The following is a 24,632-nucleotide window of genomic DNA, read 5'->3' as shown; positions in this document are numbered from 1 at the left end:
CTGGTAACTTCGGTGCTTGCCAGCCTTCGGGAAAAGCCGTCCCGGGATACGCTGTGAATACGTCCATGTACGCTCGACAAAAACATCCTTGTTTTTGACGATCCCGGGACGGCTTTTCCCGAAGGCTTCCGCAAACTTCTTTGATATCTCAGGGCAAATGTATGCAAATTCGACTCGCTAATCCTCGTGGCTTTTGTGCCGGTGTCGACCGTGCCATTGAGATCGTGAACCGTGCTCTCGATGTGTTCGGCGCTCCGATTTACGTTCGCCATGAAGTCGTTCATAACAAGTTTGTGGTGGATAACCTACGTGAGCGTGGTGCTGTCTTCGTGGATGAGCTGGAAGAGGTGCCGGACGACACGCTGGTGATCTTCAGTGCCCATGGCGTATCCCAGGCGGTTCAGAACGAAGCCGCGCGTCGGGGCCTGAAGGTGTTTGACGCCACGTGTCCACTGGTGACCAAGGTGCACCTGGAGGTGATGAAGTACAGCCGTGATGGGCGCGAGTGCATCCTGATCGGGCACCATGGCCATCCCGAAGTGGAAGGTACCATGGGGCAGTATGATCACAGCAATGGTGGCGAGATTTATCTCGTGGAAGATGAGGAAGACGTCGCCGCGCTGGCAGTGAAAGATCCGTCCAGGCTGTCTTACGTTACCCAGACCACGCTCTCCATGGACGATACCGCCCGTGTGATTGATGCTCTGCGAGAGAAATTCCCGGAAATCCAAGGCCCACGCAAGGATGATATCTGCTACGCCACCCAAAACCGTCAGGATGCGGTCAAGCAGCTGGCCGGCGACTGCGACCTGATGCTGGTTGTGGGCTCGCCGAACAGCTCCAATTCCAACCGCCTGCGTGAACTGGCAGAGCGCATGGGTACACCCGCCTATCTTATCGATGAAGCTTCACAGATCGAACCGCAATGGCTGGAGGGTAAAACCTCTGTTGGCGTCACCGCCGGAGCGTCTGCTCCAGAAGTTCTCGTGAATGATGTTATCGCCAGGTTGAGAGACCTTGGTGGTGATCTTCCGGAAGAAGTTTCCGGGCGTGAGGAGAATATTGTTTTCTCTATGCCCAGGGAATTGCGGATTGATGCTGCCAACATTGAATGAGTATGAAGTGAGATACTGCGCTTCGTTAGTTGGGGCTTGGTGATACTAAGTCAGAATCCCTTAACGATATTCTAGACCCTCCTCTCAGAATCTGGGAAGTAGATCACGACTTTTTCCCAATCCGCACCACTCATCACTTAATAACAGCCGCTTATCGCATCACTGTGGCATGGTGAATGACGTGTAGTTAATCTTTTGATAAGTCAGACTGGAAGAGATCTATGAGGATTTGGCGTAGGAATTCAGGCTTTACGATAATTGAATTGATGATTGTAGTGGCGCTGATAGCCATCATTGCAGCCATAGCGGTGCCCGGTTTCCAGGGGCTGATTGAATCCAATCGCCTGAAATCTACGACCAATAACGTGCTTGGCATTCTCAACTACGCTCGCACAGAGGCCGTGCGCAGAGGGGAGCCGGTGGGGGTGCAGGCTGCTGGCGGGTCATTGCAAGAAGGTCTGAATGTCATCCTGCTTTCTTCTCCTGCCAATACTGATCCTAATCCCTTGCGTACGCTCGATGCCATGCCGGGTTCGGTGACTCTCAGCCTGCAGTCAGGCGATATGCCGGTGTTCAGAGGCAATGGTATGAAGGATCGTGATGACCATGACCAATCAATACTCAGGATCTGTCCGGGTAACGGCAAATCCGGTGCCGATATCGTAGTCAATGCCGGTGGGCAAACCAATCGCTCCAGCACTGAAGCGACCTGTCCTTAACCGATGGCATCAAATCGCTTCGAATAGCACTCAGTACGGTGAACAGCATGAGAAAAACACAACGCGGAATAACGATGATTGAGGTGCTAGTGGCTCTTCTGGTGTTGGCAGTGGGCCTGCTTGGCGTAGCCGGTATGCAGACAGTCTCCATGCAACAGACCCAAGGGGCGGACAGACGCTCTGTTGCGACTCTGCACGTCCAGACCATGGCGGACGAGATTCGTGCCAATCGCGGTATGCCCACCACCGGGGTGAAAACGGAATGGCAAAAAGCGGTTAAGGGTGATCTTGGGGAAGAGGCTACTGCGGAAATAACATCGACCGTCGCTGATAAGGAAGCGCAGATTTCACTGTCTTGGACAGCCCGAAAGACCCAATGGGACGACACCTCACAAGGAGACGATAGCGCCGATGGAGATCTTTTGAATAACAATAAATTTGAAGTAACCGTGAGGTACGCAAGATGAGCCGTATGCAACCCCTGCAATCTCGCCAAAGCGGTCTTTCGATTATTGAGCTGATGATAGCCTTGCTGCTCGGTTCTTTGCTGACGGTAGGGCTGGTCCAGATTTTTACTTCCAACAGTCAGGCATTCCGTATGTCGGAAGCCGTTGCCCGGTCCCAGGAGTACGGCAGGATCGCTTCTGAAATGCTGAGCAGGGAGACCAGGGGGGCGGGCTATTATGGCTGTAACAGTCAGAATGCGGTAAATAATCTGGATATCTCCCCTGGCGATGACGATTGGGATCTTTACAACTACACCAGTGGCGACGCTGTTTCCTCCGATGAAGCCTGGCGTCCGGCAGGTACTGTAAACAACACTGACTTTCTCCACTTTAGTGGTATGGAGAGCTCTGGAATTGAGATTACTGCGTCACAACCCCCAACCGCAGCTTCAACCAAAGTGTCGAGCCGCAGTGGTAAGGGGCCAGCAAGCGAGCTGCAAGACGACGATATTATTGCGATTACGGATTGTCAGGGCACAGATGTTGTTCAGATATCCAATATCCAAGGGGATGGAGATGATCTGGAAGTAACACTGGTGACCAACTCCGGTTCAGGAAGCCCGGGTAATAATTTCGATAGCAATGTATGTTCAAGCACTGGGAATGCTGGTGCCGGCAACAATTGCCTGTCTAACGATTATGGTATTGGGGCGCAGATCCTGAAGCCTTACAAGCGCACCTATTTCATTGGCGAAAGTACAGTCAGAGCCGGCGAATCTGCCTTGAAGATGGTCGAATATGTCCGTGACTCACAGAGAACCCTCGAAATGGTCGAAGGCGTTATCGATATGCAGGTGCGTTACGGATTCTCTTCAGAGCCGGACCAGGCTGTTAGTAAGTGGGAAGATGCTGAGAGTGTCGCGAACTCTGAGTGGAACCAGGTTCGTGCAGTTCGAGTGAGCTTGCTGGTTCGCGGTGGCCCCGACAAATTGTTTGATGACAAGGCAACAGTCTGTTTTCCCGCTTGGACTGATTGCTCAGGTGGCGACAATTTCACAGCACCGGACAACAGAATGTATCGGGTGTACTCCTTTACCACCAACGTGCGTAACAGCTCTAGTTAAGGGGGAGCGAAATGCTTTACAGACAAAAGGGCGCCGCCCTGTTGATGTCCCTGGTGATCCTCCTTGTGTTGTCTCTGTTGGCAACGTCCTCCATGCAGAATTCAATCATGCAGGAGCGGATGTCCACCTCTACCCGTGAGGGCTTGATGGCTCTCGAAGCCGCTGAAGCAGCGTTGCGGGAGGTGGAGGAGCAGCTGGAGGGACTGGATAGCCTCGACAATTTTGGCAGTGACACTGGTAGCGGTAATGATGATGGATGGTTTCATACTGGCTTTGCGCCCGCCGTTTTTGATGATTCAACTTGGGGCTCCGGTACAAAATCTCTGGAAGCGAGTGAGATCGACGGTATAACGCCCCGTTATTTTATTGAATATCGTGGCCCTGTAGAGCTTACTCGAGCTGGTCAAGGGGGTGATGGAGAGTATCTCCTTAACCTGAACTTTGAAGGAAAAGGGAATCGTGATGGTGGTGGAGGCACCGCCGGGCCCGGCGGCTCTGACATCTTGGGCAAAGCTGAATCCATGCGTATAGTTGTTATGGCCGAAGGGCCTTCCGAGCAGAGCCGCAAGATCATTGAGGCCTACTACTTTGTCAGCGCTAAAAACATGCAGTCCGGTGGGTGAGGGTGTCCGTTATGTTAAAGAATCTGAAATTCAGAATGCTCGCAGTCGGAATGGCTCTGGTGCTCCCAACATCGGGATGGGCTGAGGTTAACTTTTCCCAGAAGCCCCTTTCGGCTGGTGGGGGTGTGGACCCGAACCTGATGTTTATTCTGGATGATTCCGGGTCTATGCGCTGGGGATTTATGCCTGATGAACTAATGGGTGGTCGAAATCTTGGAGATTGCCCGAGTTATGTGAGTTATGGCGGAGACGGCTATTGCGCAATGAATGTTGGGAACCGTTCACCGTTGCTCAGCCCGACTTTCAATAAGCTTTACTATAATCCGAATGTTACTTACGCGCCGCCTCTCGACGAAGACGGCCAATATCCTGATGCTGATTTCTACAATGCTCCGATCAACGGGTTTGATTCCGGCTCCGCCCGATTAAACCTGGATACAAGTTATCGGGCTATCATGGATGATTATTACTACTACGGCCAGTGGAGCGGCAACCGGATATACGGTTTTACGCTGAGTCCTTTTGCGAATGCCAGTCAGGCCTTTTACCTCGACTGGAGACAGGGGTGCGACCCTTCAAACTTCAACTGCTATGATCAGATCTTTATTGATAGTGGCGTCGAGAGAAAGAATTTTGCCAATTGGTTTTCCTACTATCGCACTCGCGAAATGTCAGCAAAGTCTGGTATTGGAACAGTGTTTGCCAATAAAGATCTGAGTTTAGACTTCAGGCTTGGCTGGGGGCTGATTAATCAGGGACGCAATAATGTTGATGATGCCGCCAATGTCCGAGGCGTTGAGGAGGGCGTGCGGCCGTTTGCAGATGTCAGGTCAGACTTTTTAGCCTGGCTGTATGACAGTAATGCAGGTGGCTCTACCCCGTTGCAGAGAGCTCTTGAAGGTGCCGGTCAATATTATGAAAAGAGCAAGCGCGCGTGGCTTGATGATCCTTCAACAACGGAAAGTTCTGACAACGTCGCTCGTGAATGCCGGATTTCGGCCACCATGTTGATGACTGATGGTTACTACAATACTGGTAATTCATACGATCCGGATCTTGATAACTACGCAGATGACATACCCGGTTCAGTGATTGCCAATGGCACCGGAGATTCAGGTCAGTACCTTGCGGAGCAGCCTTTTAGTGACGGGCTAACCGGCCGTGTGACGCTAGGGGATATTGCTGCCTATTACTGGAAGCGTGACTTGCGCGAGGATATCGATAACTATGTTCCGACTATTGACCCAGTGATTGATAGTGGCAACGACGGTGTCCGACAGACAGTCGGTGACTCTGCCTTCTGGCAACACATGATGACGTATGGTATCGGGTTCGGGGTAGAAGGGACGGTGTCCCGGGATGAGGCTGTTGATGCCGTTATTAATGGCGAATACGTCGATTGGTGGGGAGGAAGCACTGATGAAGACAAGATAAACGACTTGCTTCATGCTTCAATGAATGGTCGTGGCGACTTTTTTAGCGCCGGTGATCCATCGACATTTCGCAATGAACTTGAAAATCTTCTTGCCCAGTTTTTGGGCAACGCGGGGTCGGCTACTGGCCTCGACTTTAACGTCGCTTCTATTGATGCGGTAGATGCAGCACTTTCCTTCTCTTCCTACTTCGACCCTAACGGCTGGAGCGGTGATCTGGAAGCAATTACCCTGGTAGCTAACGACAGTGGTCGCCCTGACCAGGCAGACCCCGATAGCGATGGCTGGTCTGCCCGGGAAAAGCTGGAAGGAATTGATTTCGACAGCCGTACTGTGTTGACTTATAACGGTGATACCGGTGTGCCTTTCCGGTGGGCTAATCTGACTGACGCACAGGAAGAGGACCTGGAAGTGGGTGATGCGTCATTGGCCCAGCTGCGGGTCGAGTACCTACGGGGTAAGCGTAAGGCCACGATCGAGGCGGAAAATAGTGGCCAAGGCAAGTTCTTCCGTGATCGCGCCTCTTTGCTGGGTGCCATTGTTAACTCCACACCGCGGTATGTAGGTGTGCCGGATTCCGCTTGGCCAAATACAGATGATTTCGGTGACGGTAATTATACAGTTTTCCGGAACAGTAACCTTGATAGAGACCCTGTTGTCTATGTGGGTGCCAACGATGGCATGCTCCACGGGTTCTCGGCAAAAAGCGGTACAGAGGGTGGTGGCCAGGAAGTGCTGGCCTATGTACCGTCATTTGTTTCCTCTACAGAGCCAGATGAAGGGCTTCATTACCTGACCCAGCCGGGCTACGACCATCGTTATTACGTGGACCTGAACCTGGAAGTAGTCGATGTGCACACCAAGGGGCGTAAGGCTGATGGAACCGGTGTTGACAACACCCGCGAGTGGCGAACTGTTTTGATTGGAGGTAGCCGGGCTGGCGCGAAAGGCATTTTTGCTCTGGATGTGACGGACCCGGACGAGTTCTCCGAAGACAATGCAGCCAAGAGCGTGCTCTGGGAGTTTACCCATCCTGATCTCGGCTACCTGGTGGAGCCGCCGGAAATTGCCCAAATGGAATGGCCGGATGGCAACATACGATGGACTGTGTTTGTGCCAAGTGGTTATAACAGTGACACCACTGGTTTCTTCATGCTGGATCTGGAGGCCGGCCTCGATGGGGAGTGGTCAACGGGGGATTACCTCTACCATGAATTCGACAATGCCGGTACTGGCCTGTCGCCGCTAACCGTGGTTGACAACGTAAACGATGACTATCTGGTGGACCGCGTATATGCGGGTGACTTGGAAGGCAATATGTGGGTTGCCTATAACGATGAAGGTACAATGACTACGGCTTACACTTCTGGTGGGGCCGACGTACCTTATTTCAAGGCGTCACAGCCGATCACCTCGGCGCCCGGCGTAGGTCTGGGGCTCGGTGGTGGTAAGGACCCGAATATTATGATCCTGTTTGGCACCGGTAAATACCTTGAAAACGGTGATGTTTCTGACACCAGTGCGCAATATTTTTACAGTGTCCATGAAACCTCCGACGCCGGAGGGCTGCCGTTAACAATAGCCAATCTGGTTGAGGCACCGGTAGCGAGCCAGTCTGGCAACATTGATGGAGCTACCCGTGATATCCGCGTTGAGTCCAATAATCGGGTGGATTATGAGACCAAGCAGGGCTGGTATACACCGTTACCTACCTCAGGCGAGCGTATTGTCAACTACCCGATTGTTCGCGGTGAGTACGTGTATGTGAACACGTTGATTCCCGGGGCAAACCCTTGCCTCGGCGGCGGCGATGGCTGGGTTATGGGCTTCGAGATCCTACGCTCCGACGATTCTACGCCGAGCTATCCAGCGTTCGAAAATTCTACCGATGGAGCTAGTGGTTTTCGTGTAGGTAGCACACCCTCGCAGCTTGCGGTATGGGGTAACCTGCTCACATTCGGTACAGGAAGTGGTGGTGCGGAATTCATCGGGCTACCGGAGATTGTGATTGGGCTCGGACGCAAAGGTTGGCGGGAGATGACCGAATGATCTACAAGCTAAACGCTAGTTCGAGCAGCAGAAACAGTGCAGGTTTTACGCTGATTGAATTGATGATTGTGGTGGCTATCATCGGCATCATCGCCGCTATCGCATACCCGTCGTATCGTAATAATGTGATGGCAACTCACCGGGCCAATGCTCAGGCTGATCTTATGTCATTGGCCCAGTGGATGGAACGAAAGTATGTGCAGCAGAACTATTCCTATGAGGATGGAGGTTCGGCGCCTACTCTGCCCCAGACTCGTTCACCGCAAGATGGAGCCAAGATGTATGACCTCACAGTGGCCACCCCGAGTAGAAATGAGTTTACACTGACTGCAACCCCAGCTGGCGGACAGACTGATGATAAGTGCGGTACGCTGACTCTGAACCAGGCAGGTGCAAAAACTGCCACCAAGGGAGGAAGCGCGGTTAACGATTGTTGGTAGTTAAGAAACCGCGTGTTGCCTATCTAACATTGGACTGGGGACCCATGGGAGTCCTCTGGATAGCCATCTCCGTCCGTATCTTTTGCAAGTCGGATGATGCCGCTTTTCGGGAGTAAAAAACGAGCTGCCCTGCGGGCGTCTCCGTCCTCAGGGCACCAAGTAATATTACCCATATCGCTATAGATCATTCCATCAGGGCGGTACTGAAAATAACTGCGACTGAAGGAGCGTACCTTTAATTGCCCGTGGGAAGGAGGCGGTAGAACCCGGATGATCTGCTCTCGGTGGCTGACCGATCTTTGATTGTCAGGGTCAGAGAAAAGCGTCAGTGGCTTGTTCCAGTCCCGACCGCAGCGGTTATCGTCTTTCAATGGGCACAGCGTAACGACTTGTCCATTAATTACCGCCTCCTGGCGACCCATGGCCAGAAATGCGAGCGTATCGTTGATAACGGCTCTGCGCTGGCTATTCTCAATGATGGGTGAAAGTGAAGGGACGGCGTAAGTCGCCACAATAGCAATAATGGTGATCGCAATCACAAGCTCAATCAGGGTCAGGCCCCGTTGGCCAAGAAAATATTTCATCCTTGAATCTCCTTCGACTCTCGTCCTGAGAACCGTTATTTGTTTTCAATCCTCGCAGCAGTGTAGCTTATGACTATCCTTTTGAAATAGAGCAATCCTCTGAAACCCCCGTAAGAAAAGACTTACTCCATCCCCAACTTCTTCAACCGATACCGTAACGCCCGGAAACTGATCCCCAAACGCTTGGCCGCCGCTGTCTTGTTCCAGCGGGTCGCCTCAAGAGCTTTCTCAATGGCTTGGCGTTCGATGGTTTCGAGGTAGTTCTCCAGGTCGATCTCCCCCTCGGGCAACGTCAGTGCATCCGGTTCTTTAGGGACTCCTGCAAGGCTACTTGCGCCCGATAGCCCGGCGGGCGATGGGCCATTGCCGATATGCAGATCTTCCGGTCCGATCAGGTCTGCATCGCAAAGCGTAAAGGCCCGCTCAAGAATATTCTCCAGCTCTCGAACGTTGCCCGGGAATTCGTGATCTTTCAGGCGGTCGATGGCAGCCGGAGTCAGGGATGCCGGTTCGCATTCGTATTCCCGGGCAATGCGCTCAAGTATGTGGTTTGCAAGCAGGCTGATATCATCTGGCCGGTCTCGTAACGCCGGTACCGGAAGCTCGATCACGTTGATACGGTAGAACAGGTCCTGGCGGAATTCGCCCTCCTGAACAAGGCCCGGCAAGTCCTTGTGAGTGGCGCTGAGCAGGCGAATATCCACCGGTACTTCCTTGGTGTCGCCAACCGGCCGGACCGCTTTTTCCTGGATAGCCCTCAATAGCTTCACCTGCATGGCCAGTGGCAGATCAGCAACTTCATCGAGAAACAGGGTGCCGCCATCGGCAGACCGGAACAGGCCGTCCTTGTTATCCACGGCGCCGGTGAAACTGCCTTTTTTATGGCCGAAAAACTCGCTTTCCATCAGCTCGGAAGGAATCGCGCCGCAGTTTACCGCAATGAAAGGGTGATCCCGACGGGGGCCCAGCAGGTGAATCATGCGGGCCACCAATTCCTTGCCGCTGCCCGACTCACCACTGATGAAAACGGGTGCCTGGCTCCGGGCCAGCTTGCGTACCTGGTTCCTCAGGCGTTTTATTTCAGCCGAGTTGCCCAGCAACAAACCTGGCTCATCAGACGAGGCATCGGCATCCGATTCCGGTTCGGAGAGTTTCAGGGCACTATTGACCAGTTCCCGCAGGCGCGGAAGCTCAACGGGCTTGGAGACAAAATCGAAAGCGCCAGCCTTGAGGGATTCAATAGCCGTATCCATGTTGCCGTAAGCAGTAATCACGGCGACGGGGGTAGAGGGGCTGTTTTGCTGGATCCACTGCACCAGTTCGATACCGTTACCGTCAGGCAAATTCATGTCGGTCAGGCAAAGCTGTGGACTGTGATTTTCCAGAAGCTTCTTCGCGCTGGTGATATCGGCTGCGGTCAGCGTCTTTATGCCCATGCGGGTGAGGGTAATTTCAAGAAGATCCCGGATATCAGGTTCGTCGTCTACGATCAGCGCTGTATGAGTGGTCATCGGATTGTTGTTTGTTCCATTTCGTTGTTCAGACTACCGGGCTGGTTAGATCATTCGCCCGTGATGGGCAAATGTAATGCGAAAACAACAGCCAAGCCGCTTATCATCCACCAGCGACAGGTGGGCCTGATTAGCCTCGCACAGTTCCCGTGCCAGATAAAGACCGAGGCCTGTCCCGCTCTTGTCGGTTGTGAAAAATGGCTCAAAAACGGAAACCCGGTGCTCCGGAATAATGCCGGGGCCGAAGTCACGGACATCCACATAGGCCCTCTCACCGTCAGCGGTGGCGCCGGCATTGAGTTCGATTTTCCGCTCACCGGTATTTTGCTCGCTGTAGCGTAGCCCGTTATCGCAAAGATTCACCATAACCTGCTCGATCTGGCTGACGTCAAAACGGGCCTGAGGAAGGTTGGTTTCCGTTCGCAGATCAATGTGAGCAGGTTTCCGGTGATCATTATCCTGGGTCTGGAGGTAATCGTCACGAAACGCTGAAAGCCACTGGCCGATATCAATGAGGTCGGAATTGGCGGCGCGGCGGCGGGACAGGTCCAGTACGTTTTCAATGATGCCGTTTACCCGATGGGAATGCCGTTCAATGATGTCCAGCATTTTGCGGTCTCCGTCATCAAGGTTGGGGGACTCCCCCATGAGCTGTGACGCATGGCTGATGGCGCCCAGAGGATTGCGGATTTCGTGGGCGATGCCCGCTGTCAGTCGCCCCAGGGAGGCGAGTTTCATCTGCTGCGCCTGTTGAGTCACCTTACTCATGTCGTCGATGAACACCAGGATCTGGTCACCCCGTTGCTGGTCAAGCTGGGTAAAATTAACCTGTACCATTGGCGAGGTTGGTGTGGCCTGAAACGGTTCTGTTCTGCGGGTCGGGTCCTTCAGCCAGGCTTCGAGGCCCAGACGAAGTGGTTGGGGCAGGTTGCGCCCCCGGCTGGGTTGTTCGCTGGCTTCGTCAACGGCGATTCCGAATAGCAGCTCTTCGGCCGCCGCGTTGGCAAGGCGGATCTGCCCGAACCGGTCCAGAACAAGAATGCCCGTGCGCATGCGCTGGATGATCTGGCGGTTGATCTGTTCCAGCTCGGCAATGCTCCGGGCCCGTGAACTGGCCAAAGCCTCGCTGCGCAGCATTCGCCGGGAAATGTATTGCAGAATGAATGCTGCCGAAAAGTAGAGAATGCCTAATGAGCCCGCCCGGACGATTTCATCAGCTGAGTCGCCAAACGCCATCACGGACCAGGTTGAAATACCCAGGGAGCAGATTGCGCCCAGCGCAGCGTAGAAAGTACCGATTCTGGTGGGTGTCAGAATATTTCCGGCTGCCACCGAGACGATCACCAGATTGGCCAGCCCATTGGTGATACCGGTGCTGGTAAGCAAGAGGGTGTGGAGAATCAGGATATCCATCAGGATCGAAATGGTGATGTGGCGGCTTCGCGGCTGGAAACCGGCCACCATCACCAGCGCGATAAAGCCGTTGATAGCCAGATAGCTCACCACCCCGGCCTGGTAATATTCCATGGCCCGGAAACGGGAATCGAAATTGATCGGATCAACAAACAACAGCGCCACAAGAATAACGCTGACAACTACCCTGTAATGGTTGTAAATGCGAAACAGCCTGCCCATCTGGCTGGCGCGGGGTGTATCCGCGTGGGGCTGAAGCTCAGTTGTTGGTGTTTTTGCCATAATCCGATGGGTATCCCGGGAGAATTCTGTTGCCCTGCGGGGTTATAATAGCCTTTTAATGGCAATGAGTTACAGGAGCTGCGTTATGTCCGTGCAAAAGGATCAGTCACCCGTCGGCCCGATGCTGGGAAAACTGAGAGTGGTTATGGCCCAGCTCGATTTCCTGGTGGGCGATATTCCCGGCAATACTGGCAAGGTGATTGAGGCCACCCGGCGCGCGGAGGAAGAGCATCAGGCAGATCTGGTGGTGTTTCCGGAGTTGTGCCTGACCGGCTACCCCCCGGAAGATCTCCTGCTGCGCCCCAGCATGGACTTACGCATTGCCGAGGCCCTGGCGGCACTGCAGGATGCGCGGCTTGGTCCCGCTATTGTTGTGGGAGCACCAATCAGGGAAGGCGCGCTGTTGTACAACGCGGCAGTGGTTCTGCAAAGTGGAGAGATAACCGGTCGCTATTTCAAACGGTTTCCTCCCAACTACCAGGTATTTGATGAAAAGCGCTACTTTGCGAATGGCGCTGACACGCTGGTAGCCGATATTAGGGGAGTGCCAGTCGGCATCACCGTTTGCGAGGATATCTGGAGCGATGGTCCGGTGGAGGACGCCGCCGCAGCGGGCGCAAAACTGGTCATCAATCTCAATGCGTCGCCCTACGACATCGACAAACAGAATCGCCGCAAGGCACTCATCGAACGCAAGGCCTGCAAGAACCGGGTCAGTATTGCTTATGTGAATCTGGTAGGTGGTCAGGACGAACTGGTTTTTGATGGTGGCTCAATGGTCTATGACCATTCCGGCGCTCTGGCCGCGGAAGCTCCACAGTTCAGTGAAGGGCTCTACCCGGTGGACTTTATTTGCGAGCATCACTGCCAGCCTATCTCCCAGCCCGAGCTTGCCGAACCCTCTCTGGAAGAGAATGTCTATAAGGCCCTGGTGCTGGGCGTGCGGGATTACGTCAACAAAAACGGCTTCAAGTCCGTGGTTCTGGGACTGTCCGGGGGTATTGATTCAGCGGTGACCGTTGCCATCGCGGTTGATGCCCTGGGGGCCGATCGGGTTCGGGCGGTGATGATGCCTTTTCGCTATACCGCCAGTATGAGCATTGAGGATGCCGAGGCAGAAGCGGCCGCTTTGGGCGTGCAGTATGACGTGTTCTCTATCGAACCCATGTACGATGCCTTCATGGAAACCCTGGCGGCACCCTTCGAGGGAACACAACAGGACACTACCGAAGAAAACCTGCAGGCACGACTGCGTGGCGTGCTGCTGATGTCCCTGTCCAACAAGTTTGGCTCATTGGTGCTGACAACCGGCAATAAAAGCGAAATGGCGGTGGGCTACTCGACCTTGTACGGCGATATGGCGGGCGGCTTTGATGTGCTCAAGGACGTTCCAAAAACGCTCGTGTTCCGTCTTGCCTGGTACCGTAACAGTCTTTCCCAGGTGATTCCCGAGCGGGTGATTACCCGTCCACCATCGGCAGAACTGGCGCCTGATCAGAAAGACGAGGACAGCCTACCGGGCTACGATGTCCTCGACCAGATACTTAATCTTTACGTAGAACGTGATCTGAGCGCGGACGCTATTGTTGCGCAGGGCTTCGACAGGGCAGATGTAGACAGGGTTGTGCGCCTGGTGGATATCAACGAGTACAAGCGCAGGCAGGCGCCCATTGGTGTGCGGATTACCGAGCGAGGGTTTGGCAAGGATCGCCGCTATCCCATCACCAATGGTTGGAAGAGCGGCAATTAACTATTCATCGCCCATCAGGCCGAAGGTGACCACGCTGGACAGGGAACGGTCCTTGCGCTTCAGGATGTCGGCCTGAAACTCGCCGTCTTCGTTGAAGGCGGTGCTGTCCGGGAAGTTGTCTTCCAGCATGGCAACAGCATCGGCAGAGGCCTTTTTCAGGTCCATGAAGCGGAAGGTTTCGGCCAGAATTATCAGCGCTTCTTCCACGGAAGGCGTGGTGGAGTAGTTTTCCACGATGAAGCGCGCCCGGTTATTGGCCGCGATATACGCCTCACGGCTGATGTAGTAACGAGCTGCAAATAGCTCCAGTTCGGCGAGGCGGTTGCGGATGGCAATCATGCGCTGACGGGCATCAGGGGCATATTCGCTGGACGGATAACGGTTCAGCAGCTCGGAAAAATCCCGAAAGGCCTGGCGTTGCTCGCCGGGGTCCCTGGCCGCAACGTCAACCGGGAAATACCTCGCTGCCAGGCCAACGTCCAGGTTGTAGGACGCCAGTCCCCGCATATAAAGGGCATAATCCGCGTGGTCGCTTTGTGGGTTCAGGCGAAGAAAACGGTCAGCGGCGGCGCGGGCACCTTCCAGGTCTAGGTTCTGGTAGCGGGCATAGATCAGGTCCAGTTGCGCCTGTTCCGCATAGCGGCCGAAGGGATAATAGGTTTCCAGATAATCGAGATTCAGTTCGGCTTCGTTGAAATTGCCCGAGTTCATCGCATCGCGGGCGTTCTCGTAATAGGTTTCTTCCGGCAACACTTCTTCCTGCTCGTTTGAGGCGCATGCACTGATCAACAGTGCTGCGGTAGTCACTAGCAGTAATCGAACAACTGATCTCATGCCGGAATCCCGTATAATGGCGAAAATTCGAGTAGTGGGGCATTGTAACGGGGATCTGCTTCCTTGTGCAGTGGCACTCGCTGCCGATTGCAAAAATCTGACTCAAACGTAACACTTATTATCGGCCCTGGGGGCTCAATGTCGTCTGAAAACCGTATTATTGCCAGCTTCTCTGTTCCGCCGGAACACAGTGACCGCCGCCTGGATCAGGCTGCAGCAGAGCTGATGCCAGAGCATTCCCGTTCACGATTACAGGGCTGGATCAAAACCGGGGCGCTGACGGTGAACGGGAAGGCCTGCAAGCCCCGTGACAAGGTCATGCTGGGGGACAGGCTTGAGCTGGATGCTGAGCCAGAGGCGCAAGTGAGCTGGCAGGCGGAATCCATTTCCCTGGATATCGTCTATGAAGACGAGCACCTTCTGGTTATCAACAAGCCGGCAGGCCTGGTTGTTCACCCCGCTGCCGGCCATGCTGATGGCACGTTGGTCAATGCGCTGCTGAACTATGCCCCGGAAGTGGAAAACCTTCCAAGAGCTGGCATTGTGCATCGCCTCGACAAGGATACTTCCGGAATCATGGTGGTGGCGCGCAGCCTGATTGCCCACACATCGCTGGTGGATCAGCTGCAGACCCGCACCATGGGACGTGAGTACGAAGCCATCGTGGTGGGGACACTGACAGGAGGGTCGACAGTGGACGCACCGATTGGCCGTCACCCTCGCGAGCGCAAAAAGATGGCAGTGGTGCCCACCGGTAAACCTGCAGTAACACACTATCGCCTGGTGGAGCGTTTTGCGGCGCACACTCACGTTCGCTGTAAGCTCGAAAGTGGGCGTACCCATCAGATACGGGTGCATATGGCTCATGTGAAGCATCCGCTGGTTGGAGATCCACAATACGGGGGCCGGCTGCGCCTGCCCAAAGGAACGACGGATGAACTGCGCGACGTGCTCTCGGGGTTCCAGCGCCAGGCGCTCCATGCACGCCAGCTAACACTGGAGCATCCGCAGAGTGGCGAAGTACTGAGCTGGGAGGTGCCTCTGCCCGAGGACATGGAAATATTGCTCGCAGCGCTTCGCAAGCATGTTAAAGATCTGGAGAATCATGACTTCTGAGTTGCCAATGATTGTACCGGACTGGCCGGCACCTTCCTGGGTACATGCTGCATGTACCACGAGGGTTGGGGGGGTTAGCAGGCCCCCTTGGGACTCCCTGAACCTTGGTACCCATGTGGGCGATAACCCTGTGGATGTGGCTCGGAATTGTGCCTTGCTTGGTCAGTGGGCCCAGCCCGGGGCAGAGTCCTTTGGTTGGCTCAAGCAGATTCATGGCACCGACGTCGCAGAGCTGCCGCAAGCTGGTGAGGTCACGGCTGATGCCAGTTTCACTTCGCAGCCCGGAACCGTTTGTGTGGTCATGACGGCGGATTGCCTGCCAGTGTTGTTCTGTAATCCCTCCAGTGGTCAGGTGGCGGCGGCTCACGCCGGCTGGCGCGGGTTGTGCAATGGCGTTCTGGAGCGGACAGTGGAGCGCCTGGGCAATCCAGCCAGTGTTCTTGCCTGGCTGGGGCCGGCCATCGGCCCCGATCAGTTTGAGGTTGGCGGAGAGGTGCGAGAGGCTTTTCTGCTGAACGACCCGCAGGCAGCCAAGGCATTCCTGCCCAGCCATCGGCATTCCGGGCGTTACCTGGCTGACCTGTATGAGCTGGCTCGGCAAAGGCTCGCAAATGCCGGAGTGCACCAAGTATACGGTGGCAAGTTCTGCACGGTAACCGACAGTGATCGCTTCTTTTCTTACCGTCGGGACGGCCAAACCGGAAGGATGGCGAGCCTGATCTACATTTCATGATGCCCGTCAATTTTCTGACACTTCTTGTGCTTGCCTGCTTGAAGTCCCGCCAATCGCCCCTACATTAACTGTCAAAGCAGTGAAATTGCCGCCGGCGAAAACTTCTTCCCGGCCGCACGACAGACATTGGGGAATACCAGACTATGAGAATCGACAAGCTGACCAGCAAACTGCAAACCGCACTGGCGGATGCCCAGTCCATTGCGGTAGGCAAGGACCACAATTTTATTGAACCCGTGCACCTGATGCAGGCGCTGATGGATCAGCAGGGCAGCTCCATCAAGCCATTACTGAAACAGGCAGGTGCCGAGCCAGGTCGCATCCGCCAGGCTGTCGCCCAGGAAATAGAAAACCTGCCGGAAGTGCAGGGCTCGGCCGGCGATGTATCTATGTCCAATGACATGGGGCGATTGTTCAATATCGCTGACAAACTCGCTCAAAAACGCGGTGACCAGTTTATTTCCAGCGAATTGATGCTGCTGGCAGCCCTTGAAGATCGGGGTACGCTTGGGCGGGTTCTGCGTGAGCAGGGTGTCGACAAATCGTCACTGGAAACCGCTATTGATGCGGTTCGCGGTGGTGAATCGGTCGATGACGCCTCTGCGGAAGAAAACCGGCAGGCCCTGTCCAAATACACCATTGATCTTACCGAGCGTGCTGAAGCTGGCAAACTGGACCCGGTGATCGGTCGTGATGATGAAATCCGCCGCACCATTCAGGTACTTCAGCGTCGCCGGAAGAATAACCCTGTGCTTATCGGTGAGCCGGGTGTGGGCAAGACCGCCATTGTGGAGGGGCTTGCACAGCGAATCGTGAACGGTGAAGTGCCGGAAGGCTTGAAGAACAAACGAGTGCTGTCGCTGGATATGGGCTCCCTGATTGCCGGCGCCAAATTCCGCGGCGATTTTGAGGAGCGCCTTAAGGCTGTGCTCAATGAGCTGGCCAAGCAGGAAGGGCAGATCATCCTGTTTATCGACGAAATTCATACTGTGGTCGGCGCTGGCAAAGCCGAGGGGTCAATGGACGCTGGCAACATGCTCAAGCCCGCCTTGGCGAGAGGTGAGCTGCATTGTGTGGGTGCTACCACCCTGGATGAGTACCGTGAAAACATCGAGAAAGACGCCGCCCTGGAGCGTCGCTTCCAGAAAGTACTGGTCTCCGAGCCCAATGAGGAGGACACCATTGCCATACTTCGCGGCCTCAAGGAGCGCTACGAAGTTCACCACGGCGTGGAAGTGACGGATGGTGCCATTATTGCAGCGGCCAAGCTGTCTCACCGTTACATCGCCGACCGCCAGTTGCCGGACAAGGCGATTGATCTGGTGGATGAGGCAGCCAGCCAGATTCGCATGGAAATGGACTCCAAGCCGGAAGCGCTGGACCGCCTTGAGCGTCGCCTGATCCAGTTGAAGATAGAGCGTGAGGCGTTGAAAAAGGAAACCGATGCGGCCTCGAAAAAACGACTCTCGGAGCTTTCGGACGTAATCACCGGTGTTGAGCGCGAATACGCGGACCTGGAAGAGGTCTGGAATACAGAGAAAGCTGCGCTGCACGGCTCCCAGAAGATCAAGAGTCAGTTGGAGCAGGCCAGAATTGATCTTGAAAATGCCCGGCGCGCAGGTGATCTTGGCCGTATGTCCGAGTTGCAATACGGTCAGATTCCAGAACTGGAGCGCCAACTGGATATGGCGAGCCAGGCGGAAATGATGGAGATGACGCTGCTCCGCAACCGCGTGACGGATGAGGAAATTGCCGAGGTAGTGTCCAAGTGGACCGGCATTCCGGTATCGAAAATGCTTGAAGGTGAACGCGACAAGCTCATGCGTATGGAGGAAGCGCTGCATAACCGTGTAATCGGCCAGGCCGAAGCTGTGGAGGCCGTGTCCAATGCGGTACGTCGTTCCCGTGCCGGGCTGTCAGACCCTCATCGCCCGAACGGTTCCTTCCTGTTCCTGGGGCCCACGGGTGTGGGTAAAACCGAGCTTTGCAAGGCTCTGGCATCCTTCCTGTTTGATACGGAAGAGGCCATGGTGCGAATCGACATGTCCGAGTTTATGGAAAAGCACTCCGTTGCCCGGTTGATTGGGGCACCTCCTGGCTACGTGGGCTATGAAGAGGGTGGCTATCTCACTGAAGCGGTGCGTCGCCGGCCCTATTCCGTGCTGTTGCTGGACGAGGTTGAGAAGGCGCATCCGGATGTATTCAACATTTTGCTGCAGGTGCTTGAGGATGGTCGCCTGACGGATGGCCAGGGCAGAACCGTGGATTTCCGCAATACCGTCATCGTGATGACGTCCAACCTGGGGTCGGACATCATCCAGCAGAAAGCGGGTGAAGAAAACTACGAGGCCATGAAATCGGCTGTTATGGAGGTAGTAGGCACTCACTTCAGGCCCGAGTTTATCAATCGCGTGGACGAGGTTGTGGTGTTCCATCCGCTGGCCAAGAGCCAGATTCAGGGCATTGCCAAGGTCCAGATCGAGATCCTCAGCAAGCGCCTGAAAGAACAGGATATGAAGCTGGAGTTGGACGATGCTGCCATGGAACTGTTGGGAGAAGTCGGTTACGACCCGGTTTACGGTGCTCGCCCGCTCAAGCGTGCCATTCAGCGGATGATCGAAAACCCGTTGGCGCAAAGGCTGCTACAGGGGGATTTCCTGTCTGGGGATACCATTCGCGGAACAGTGAAGGATCATGCCCTGGAGTTTTCCAAGGCTTGATGCAGGAGACGGAAAGGCGGGGCAGCTGGCCCCGCCTTCTTCGTTCTGGCAATGGTGCGTTTTTTCCGCTTACCGGTTTACTGTTCGGACGGCGTGCCACAGTTTTCGTCGGCGATTTCCTCAAACTCATTGCGCTTTTCTTCGATTTCTTCTTCTGACAAATAACGCATTTCACCATTCTCTTCCACGCGTATCCGGCTGTTACGCTGCAGGATGCTCAGATTACTGCGTGCGGTTTCGCAATTTGCTTCCCGCTGCTTGCGACGCGCCTCTTCCACGGCGCTCTCCTGCCGTTGCTCGGCCTGCTCGGCTTCCTGTTCTTCGAGGGCTTCAACCTGTTGTTGTGGGCTCGGTCGGCTGCCTTCAGAGCTCTTCCCGGTTCGTATGCTGACAGACTCCGATTGTTGTCCTGTTGGCTGTCGGTCACCGAAGTGTGTAACCCCGTTCTCATCGATCCATTTGTAGACGGAGGCAGCCGAAGATATTGTCGGTGCCGCAACCAGAAGTACTGCCAGGGTAAAGATTTTTCTGTTCATGCCTCTACTCATTCCGCGTTAGCCTTGTCGGAGCACTGCCTTGCAGAGCACCATCTTTGTCTAGCCTATGTGCATCATGCCATTTGTAAAGGTAACTTTCGTGAGTCTGGTTCAAATACTTGCACAAAGTATGGGGACCTTTGTCGAGTAACAACAGAGAATACTGCCGCCGCTATTGACAGGGAGTTCAGCGCTGTCAAAATTGCAGATTGCCTGAGGACTGGGGTCAATACGGCAGGCAATCCCGTGCGAGTATCCCCCGTTAATTACCACACTGAATGCCACGCGCAAGTCGCGGACCGGTTGTTGCTTACGTGCAACCCGTAGATTGGCCGTTCTCCGCAACCCTCAGGAGGGCGGCTGGCCAGGAGACAACCTCTTACAGCTGGTGTGGCGGAATATCCGGTTAAGCTTTCACAAGAAGCTTGATACCCGGAGATCCAGGCAACCGGGACTTTCCCGGCTCATTCACTCGTAGAAGAGGGTAGAACATCGTGGAGTTATTGTCTGGCGCCGATATGCTGATCCGGTCCCTTCAAGATGAAGGGATTGAATACATATACGGCTATCCGGGTGGGGCAGCGTTGCATATCTATGATGCGTTGTTCAGGCAGGACAAGGTCAAGCACATCCTGGTGCGTCACGAACAGGCGGCGGTCCATATGGCTGACGGCTATGCGCGTGCCACCGGATTACCGGGTACCGTACTGGTAACCTCGGGTCCTGGAGCCACCAACACCATTACTGGCATCGCTACCGCATTTATGGACTCCATTCCGATGGTGGTTCTTTGCGGGCAGGTCGCATCAACCCTGATTGGCGAGGACGCGTTCCAGGAGACCGATATGATCGGCGTCTCCCGTCCTGTTGTGAAGCACAACCTGAGCGTTCGTCATCCGGAAGATATCCCCGAGATCATTCGTAAGGCCTACTACATAGCTGCTACCGGTCGCCCCGGCCCGGTGGTGGTCGATATCCCCAAAGATATGACCACACCGAACGAACGTTATGAGTACGTGTTCCCGAAGAAGGTGAAGCTTCGCTCATACAATCCGGCGATTCGCGGCCACGCCGGCCAGATCAAGAAAGCTGTGGATATGCTGATGGCGGCCAGGCGCCCCATTATCTATGCCGGTGGTGGTGTCATTCTTGGCAAGGCTTCGGATCAGCTGACGGAATTGGTCAAGATGCTTGGTTATCCGATCACCAATACCATTATGGGTATCGGCTGTTATCCCGCCTCGGATAAGCAACATCTCGGTTGGCTGGGAATGCATGGCACCTATGAATCGAATATGGCCATGCATCATTCGGATCTGATTCTCTGTGTGGGAGCCCGGTTTGACGACCGCGTCACCAACGCTACCGAGAAGTTCTGTCCTGGTGCCCGCATTGTCCATATCGATATCGACCCGGCATCGATCTCCAAAACCATTGATGCGGACGTTCCCATCGTTGGTCCTGTGGATGCCGTGCTCAAGGAAATGATCACCCTTGTCAAAGAGAGCAAGGAAAAGCCTGATGCGGAGGCAATTGCTGCCTGGTGGAAGCAGATTGAAGAGTGGCGTGCCTTCCACGGCATGCGCTATGAAACCAGTCCGGATGTGATCAAACCGCAGGAAGTGGTCGAAGCGCTTTGGCGGCTGACCAAGGGCGAGGCGTTCGTTACTTCGGACGTAGGTCAGCATCAGATGTTTGCTGCCCAGTATTACAAGTTCGACAGGCCCAATCGCTGGATCAACTCCGGTGGTTTGGGAACCATGGGGTTCGGCCTGCCGGCCGCCATGGGTGTCAAACTGACTCATCCGGACGACGAGGTTCTGTGCATTACCGGCGAGGGCAGTATCCAGATGAATATCCAGGAGCTGTCTACCTGCAAGCAGTACAACCTGCCGGTGAAGATCATTAACCTGAACAACCAGGCTCTTGGCATGGTCAAGCAGTGGCAGGATATGAACTACGAGTCCCGTCACGCCGAGTCCTACATGGGATCGTTGCCAGATTTCATCAAGTTAGCTGAGGCGTATGGTCACAAGGGTGTCAGGATTGAGAAAAAGGAAGATCTGGAGCCAATGCTCAAAGAGGCGCTGGCGATGAAGGATGATCTGGTATTCGTTGACATCTACGTTGACCGATTTGAGCACGTCTACCCGATGCAGGTAGCGCGTGGCTCAATGAAGGACATGTGGCTTAGCAAGACGGAGAGGGTCTGATCATGCGTCGAATCATTTCTGTTTTGCTTGAGAACGAACCGGGTGCCCTCTCCCGTGTGGTGGGGCTGTTTTCGCAGCGCAATTACAACATCGAAACGCTGACAGTGGCCCCCACCGAGGACGAGACCCTGTCGCGCCTGACGGTAACCACCACCGGCTCCGACAAGGTTATCGAGCAGATCACCAAGCAGCTCAATAAACTGATTGAGGTGGTCAAGCTGGTGGATCTTACCGAGGGAGCGCACATCGAGCGCGAGCTGATGCTTGTAAAGCTCAAGGCCACAGGCTCCCAGCGGGCGGAGATCAAGCGTACTGTCGACATTTTTCGTGGCCAGATCGTGGATGTCACCAGCTCCGTTTATACCGTCCAGCTGGCCGGCAACAGCGAAAAGCTGGATGGTTTTATCCAGGCGGTCGGAACATCGGGTGTGCTTGAGGTCGTTCGCAGCGGTGTTTCCGGCATTGCCCGTGGCGAGAAGGTATTAAGCCTGTAACGGGCGTTGACATCATTCTGTACAATGACGGCCACGAAAAGGCCAATTAACAATAGATAGAGGTTACACATGCAGGTTTACTACGATAAAGATTGTGACTTATCCATCATTCAGGGCAAGAAAGTTGCCATCATCGGTTTTGGCTCACAGGGCCACGCTCATGCGTGTAACCTGAAAGAGTCCGGTGTTGATGTGACGGTTGGTCTGCGCCCGGGTTCTTCTTCCATTGCCAAGGCAGAAGCCTATGGTCTGAAAACCAGCGACGTTCCCTCCGCCGTTGCCGCAGCTGATGTGGTTATGGTTCTGACGCCGGACGAGTTCCAGGCACAGCTTTACAACGCTGAGATCGAGCCTAACCTGAAGCAGGGCGCCACGCTGGCGTTCGCCCACGGCTTCTCGATCCACTACAACCAGATCGTGCCGCGCAAGGATCTGGATGTGATCATGGTGGCGCCAAAAGCGCCGGGCCATACCGTTCGTACTGAATTCGCCAATGGTGGTGGTATTCCGGACCTGATTGCTATCTTCCAGGATGCGTCAGGCAACGCCAAGAACCTGTCCCTGTCCTATGCCAGCGGCATCGGCGGCGGCCGTACCGGCATCATCGAAACTACCTTCAAGGACGAGACCGAAACCGATCTGTTCGGCGAGCAGGCCGTTCTGTGTGGCGGTACCGTTGAGCTGGTCAAGGCGGCTTTCGAGACGCTGGTTGATGGTGGTTACGAGCCGGAAATGGCTTACTTTGAGTGCCTGCACGAGCTCAAGCTTATTGTTGATCTGATGTATGAAGGTGGCATCGCCAACATGAACTACTCCATCTCCAACAACGCGGAGTATGGCGAGTATGTGACTGGCCCCGAGATCATCAACGAGCAGTCCCGTGAAGCAATGCGCAACGCACTGAAGCGCATCCAGACCGGTGAATACGCCAAGATGTTTATTCAGGAAGGCAGCAGCAACTATCCGTCCATGACGGCTCGCCGCCGCATCAATGCTGAGCACCAGATTGAAACCGTGGGTGAGAAACTGCGCTCCATGATGCCCTGGATCTCCGCGAACAGAATCGTGGACAAAGAGAAAAACTGAGTCGTTCAATCGACCTGGTTTTAAAAACGCGGCCCGGGAGGCCGCGTTTTTCGTATATACTCCGCCTAAATGCTTTCCGGAGTGAGTGGAATGACTGACGAAAAAAAGCAGACTGAAAAACCGGTAGAAAACAATAATGCCCAGGGGCCAGATGAGTTAAAGGGGCATGAATATGATATCGAGACTGGCGAAGTCGTTGAGGAAGAGCTGGTTGAAGGCGCCCCGGTCCGCCGCAAGGGGATTTACCTGCTGCCAAATGCGCTGACGACGGCGTCGCTGTTTTCTGGCTTCTACGCCATTGTATCTGCCGCTAATGGCGTGTTTGATAATGCGGCCATCGCGATCTTTGTGTCCATGATCCTCGATGGTCTTGATGGACGCGTCGCGAGACTAACCAATACTCAGAGCAAGTTTGGTGAGGAATACGACAGTCTTGCCGATATGGTGGCCTTTGGTGTGGCGCCCGGATTGGTAGCCTTCTTCTGGTCACTGAATAACCTTGGTCAGGTTGGCTGGGCTATTACCTTCATTTATGTCGCCGGAGCGGCTTTGCGACTGGCGCGTTTCAATACGCAGATTGGCTCTGTGGACAAGAAGTTCTTTGTCGGGTTGGCCAGTCCCGCTGCGGCTGCTTGCGTGGCCGGGCTGGTCTGGTGTTTCCACGCTGTGGAGCCTGCCAGCTGGCTGACATTAATGACGATCATCGTTGTCGGTGGTTGCGGGGTGCTGATGGTCAGCAACATCCTCTATAAAAGCTTCAAGGATCTGGATATGCGGGGACGTGTTCCTTTCGCAGCGATCCTGCTGGTGGTACTCATGTTCGTGGTGATTGCGCTTGATCCGGCAACTGTCCTGTTTACCGGCTTTCTTGCTTATGCGTTGTCCGGTCCGGTCCTGGCGTTATTCAGAAAAACACGTCACGCAGAAGGCCAGTCTGGGTAAGTTTCGGGGTAGAAAGTGAGCATCTTGTTCGCGGTTTGAACAACGTTATAGGTGCTAACCGAAATAGCGTAAAAATAGTTGATTAACCTCGTTGACACATTCTCAGGTCTCTGTAGAATGCGCATCTCTTTCGAGGGACGCGTCACTAAGGCGGGTCAGAAACTGAAAGACAACCGTTTGAGTTTATTGGTTATTTTTCGGCATCAAGCCGGCGCCAAAATAAACGGTTGACAAGGCGGTGATTCGATGTAGAATACGCCACCTTGATCGGGCAAGCCCCGAACGCTCTTTAAAAAGTTGACCAAGTAATTCGTGTGGGCGCTGGCCGAGGTATTTCGGAACCGAAATATCAGGACAGTGACTCGTCGAAATTGAGTTTTGTCTTGAGCAAGAATAGAGGATCTTCGGATTCTTGTATGATTTAAACTGAAGAGTTTGATCATGGCTCAGATTGAACGCTGGCGGCAGG

General features: G+C 54.5%; 21 protein-coding genes. 15 read left to right on the top strand and 6 right to left on the bottom strand.

The genetic code is table 11. From position 1 onward, the window contains the following. Positions 1–161 precede the first annotated feature (161 nt). The 7 genes from ispH (at position 162) to M8010_RS18050 (ending at position 7,949) form a co-directional block, all read left to right on the top strand. Entirely contained in the window at positions 162–1,115 is a 954-nt protein-coding gene (ispH, locus tag M8010_RS18085) for a 4-hydroxy-3-methylbut-2-enyl diphosphate reductase (protein ID WP_250094119.1), read from the top strand. A gap of 221 nt (positions 1,116–1,336) precedes the next feature. Beyond that, positions 1,337–1,834, top strand: a complete 498-nt coding sequence (locus tag M8010_RS18075) for a GspH/FimT family pseudopilin (RefSeq protein ID WP_284048201.1) — start codon at positions 1,337–1,339, stop codon at positions 1,832–1,834. Positions 1,835–1,881: 47 nt separating this feature from the next. After that, the gene (pilV, locus tag M8010_RS18070) at positions 1,882–2,301 is read left to right on the top strand and encodes a type IV pilus modification protein PilV (RefSeq protein WP_250094118.1); all 420 of its coding nucleotides are present in this window, start codon (positions 1,882–1,884) and stop codon (positions 2,299–2,301) included. Then, on the top strand, positions 2,298–3,404 hold the full coding sequence (locus M8010_RS18065; RefSeq protein ID WP_250094117.1) for a PilW family protein: 1,107 nt from the start codon (positions 2,298–2,300) through the stop codon (positions 3,402–3,404). The genes pilV and M8010_RS18065 overlap by 4 nt, the downstream gene beginning before the upstream one ends. Positions 3,405–3,415: 11 nt before the next feature. After that, complete coding sequence (locus M8010_RS18060; RefSeq protein ID WP_250094116.1) at positions 3,416–4,027, top strand: PilX N-terminal domain-containing pilus assembly protein; 612 nt, start codon at positions 3,416–3,418, stop codon at positions 4,025–4,027. An 11-nt stretch (positions 4,028–4,038) separates the two neighbouring features. Next, positions 4,039–7,509, top strand: a complete 3,471-nt coding sequence (locus M8010_RS18055) for a pilus assembly protein (protein ID WP_250094115.1) — start codon at positions 4,039–4,041, stop codon at positions 7,507–7,509. Further along, positions 7,506–7,949 (top strand): type IV pilin protein, encoded by a 444-nt coding sequence (locus M8010_RS18050; RefSeq protein WP_250094114.1) that lies wholly within the window; start codon positions 7,506–7,508, stop codon positions 7,947–7,949. Before M8010_RS18055 ends, M8010_RS18050 begins: the two co-directional genes overlap by 4 nt. A 23-nt stretch (positions 7,950–7,972) precedes the next feature. Here the strand turns inward: M8010_RS18050 and M8010_RS18045 are convergent, their stop codons facing one another. The 3 genes from M8010_RS18045 to M8010_RS18035 form a co-directional block, all read right to left on the bottom strand. Beyond that, positions 7,973–8,533 (bottom strand): GspH/FimT family pseudopilin, encoded by a 561-nt coding sequence (locus tag M8010_RS18045; RefSeq protein ID WP_250094113.1) that lies wholly within the window; start codon positions 8,531–8,533, stop codon positions 7,973–7,975. Positions 8,534–8,655: 122 nt separating this feature from the next. Continuing rightward, entirely contained in the window at positions 8,656–10,044 is a 1,389-nt protein-coding gene (locus M8010_RS18040; RefSeq protein ID WP_250094112.1) for a sigma-54-dependent transcriptional regulator, read from the bottom strand. Between the two features lie 45 nt (positions 10,045–10,089). Then, positions 10,090–11,739 (bottom strand): sensor histidine kinase, encoded by a 1,650-nt coding sequence (locus M8010_RS18035; protein WP_250094111.1) that lies wholly within the window; start codon positions 11,737–11,739, stop codon positions 10,090–10,092. A gap of 85 nt (positions 11,740–11,824) precedes the next feature. On the opposite strand from M8010_RS18035, the gene M8010_RS18030 reads away from it, so the two are divergent. Then, positions 11,825–13,489 carry an NAD+ synthase gene (locus M8010_RS18030; protein ID WP_250094110.1) on the top strand — a complete coding sequence of 555 codons (1,665 nt, stop codon included), beginning with the start codon at positions 11,825–11,827 and terminating at the stop codon, positions 13,487–13,489. Here M8010_RS18030 and M8010_RS18025 read toward each other — a convergent pair whose 3' ends face one another. After that, entirely contained in the window at positions 13,490–14,323 is an 834-nt protein-coding gene (locus tag M8010_RS18025) for an outer membrane protein assembly factor BamD (RefSeq protein WP_250094109.1), read from the bottom strand. Between the two features lie 138 nt (positions 14,324–14,461). Here M8010_RS18025 and rluD point away from each other — a divergent pair, with 138 nt between their 5' ends. From rluD to clpB, 3 genes are all read left to right on the top strand, one after another. Continuing rightward, entirely contained in the window at positions 14,462–15,439 is a 978-nt protein-coding gene (gene rluD, locus M8010_RS18020) for a 23S rRNA pseudouridine(1911/1915/1917) synthase RluD (protein ID WP_250094108.1), read from the top strand. Further along, positions 15,429–16,172: a peptidoglycan editing factor PgeF gene (gene pgeF, locus M8010_RS18015; protein WP_250094107.1), complete on the top strand. Its 744-nt coding sequence runs from the start codon at positions 15,429–15,431 to the stop codon at positions 16,170–16,172. The genes rluD and pgeF overlap by 11 nt, the downstream gene beginning before the upstream one ends. 143 nt (positions 16,173–16,315) lie before the next feature. After that, positions 16,316–18,892: an ATP-dependent chaperone ClpB gene (gene clpB / locus M8010_RS18010; protein WP_250094106.1), complete on the top strand. Its 2,577-nt coding sequence runs from the start codon at positions 16,316–16,318 to the stop codon at positions 18,890–18,892. Between the two features lie 77 nt (positions 18,893–18,969). Here clpB and M8010_RS18005 read toward each other — a convergent pair whose 3' ends face one another. After that, positions 18,970–19,428, bottom strand: a complete 459-nt coding sequence (locus M8010_RS18005) for a DUF4124 domain-containing protein (protein ID WP_250094105.1) — start codon at positions 19,426–19,428, stop codon at positions 18,970–18,972. 494 nt (positions 19,429–19,922) lie between these two features. Between M8010_RS18005 and M8010_RS18000 the strand changes: the two genes are divergently transcribed. The 4 genes from M8010_RS18000 to pssA all read left to right on the top strand — a co-directional run bounded on the left by M8010_RS18000 (position 19,923) and on the right by pssA (position 24,163). Further along, a complete protein-coding gene (locus tag M8010_RS18000) occupies positions 19,923–21,641 on the top strand; it encodes an acetolactate synthase 3 large subunit (protein ID WP_250094104.1) in 1,719 nt (572 codons plus the stop codon). A gap of 2 nt (positions 21,642–21,643) precedes the next feature. Continuing rightward, a complete protein-coding gene (ilvN, locus tag M8010_RS17995; protein WP_137437935.1) occupies positions 21,644–22,135 on the top strand; it encodes an acetolactate synthase small subunit in 492 nt (163 codons plus the stop codon). A 69-nt stretch (positions 22,136–22,204) separates the two neighbouring features. Continuing rightward, positions 22,205–23,221, top strand: a complete 1,017-nt coding sequence (ilvC, locus tag M8010_RS17990) for a ketol-acid reductoisomerase (protein ID WP_250094103.1) — start codon at positions 22,205–22,207, stop codon at positions 23,219–23,221. Positions 23,222–23,311: 90 nt separating this feature from the next. Then, positions 23,312–24,163 carry a CDP-diacylglycerol--serine O-phosphatidyltransferase gene (gene pssA / locus M8010_RS17985; RefSeq protein WP_250094102.1) on the top strand — a complete coding sequence of 284 codons (852 nt, stop codon included), beginning with the start codon at positions 23,312–23,314 and terminating at the stop codon, positions 24,161–24,163. A gap of 183 nt (positions 24,164–24,346) precedes the next feature. On the opposite strand, the gene M8010_RS17980 is transcribed toward pssA, so the two are convergent. Next, on the bottom strand, positions 24,347–24,632 hold a 286-nt coding region (locus M8010_RS17980), incomplete at its 5' end, for a hypothetical protein (protein WP_250094101.1).

It is taken from the genome of Marinobacter sp. ATCH36 (assembly GCF_023555055.1).
GTDB lineage: Bacteria > Pseudomonadota > Gammaproteobacteria > Pseudomonadales > Oleiphilaceae > Marinobacter.
The sequence above is the reverse complement of the archived record's forward strand: the minus strand, read 5'-3'. Positions and strand labels throughout refer to the sequence as shown.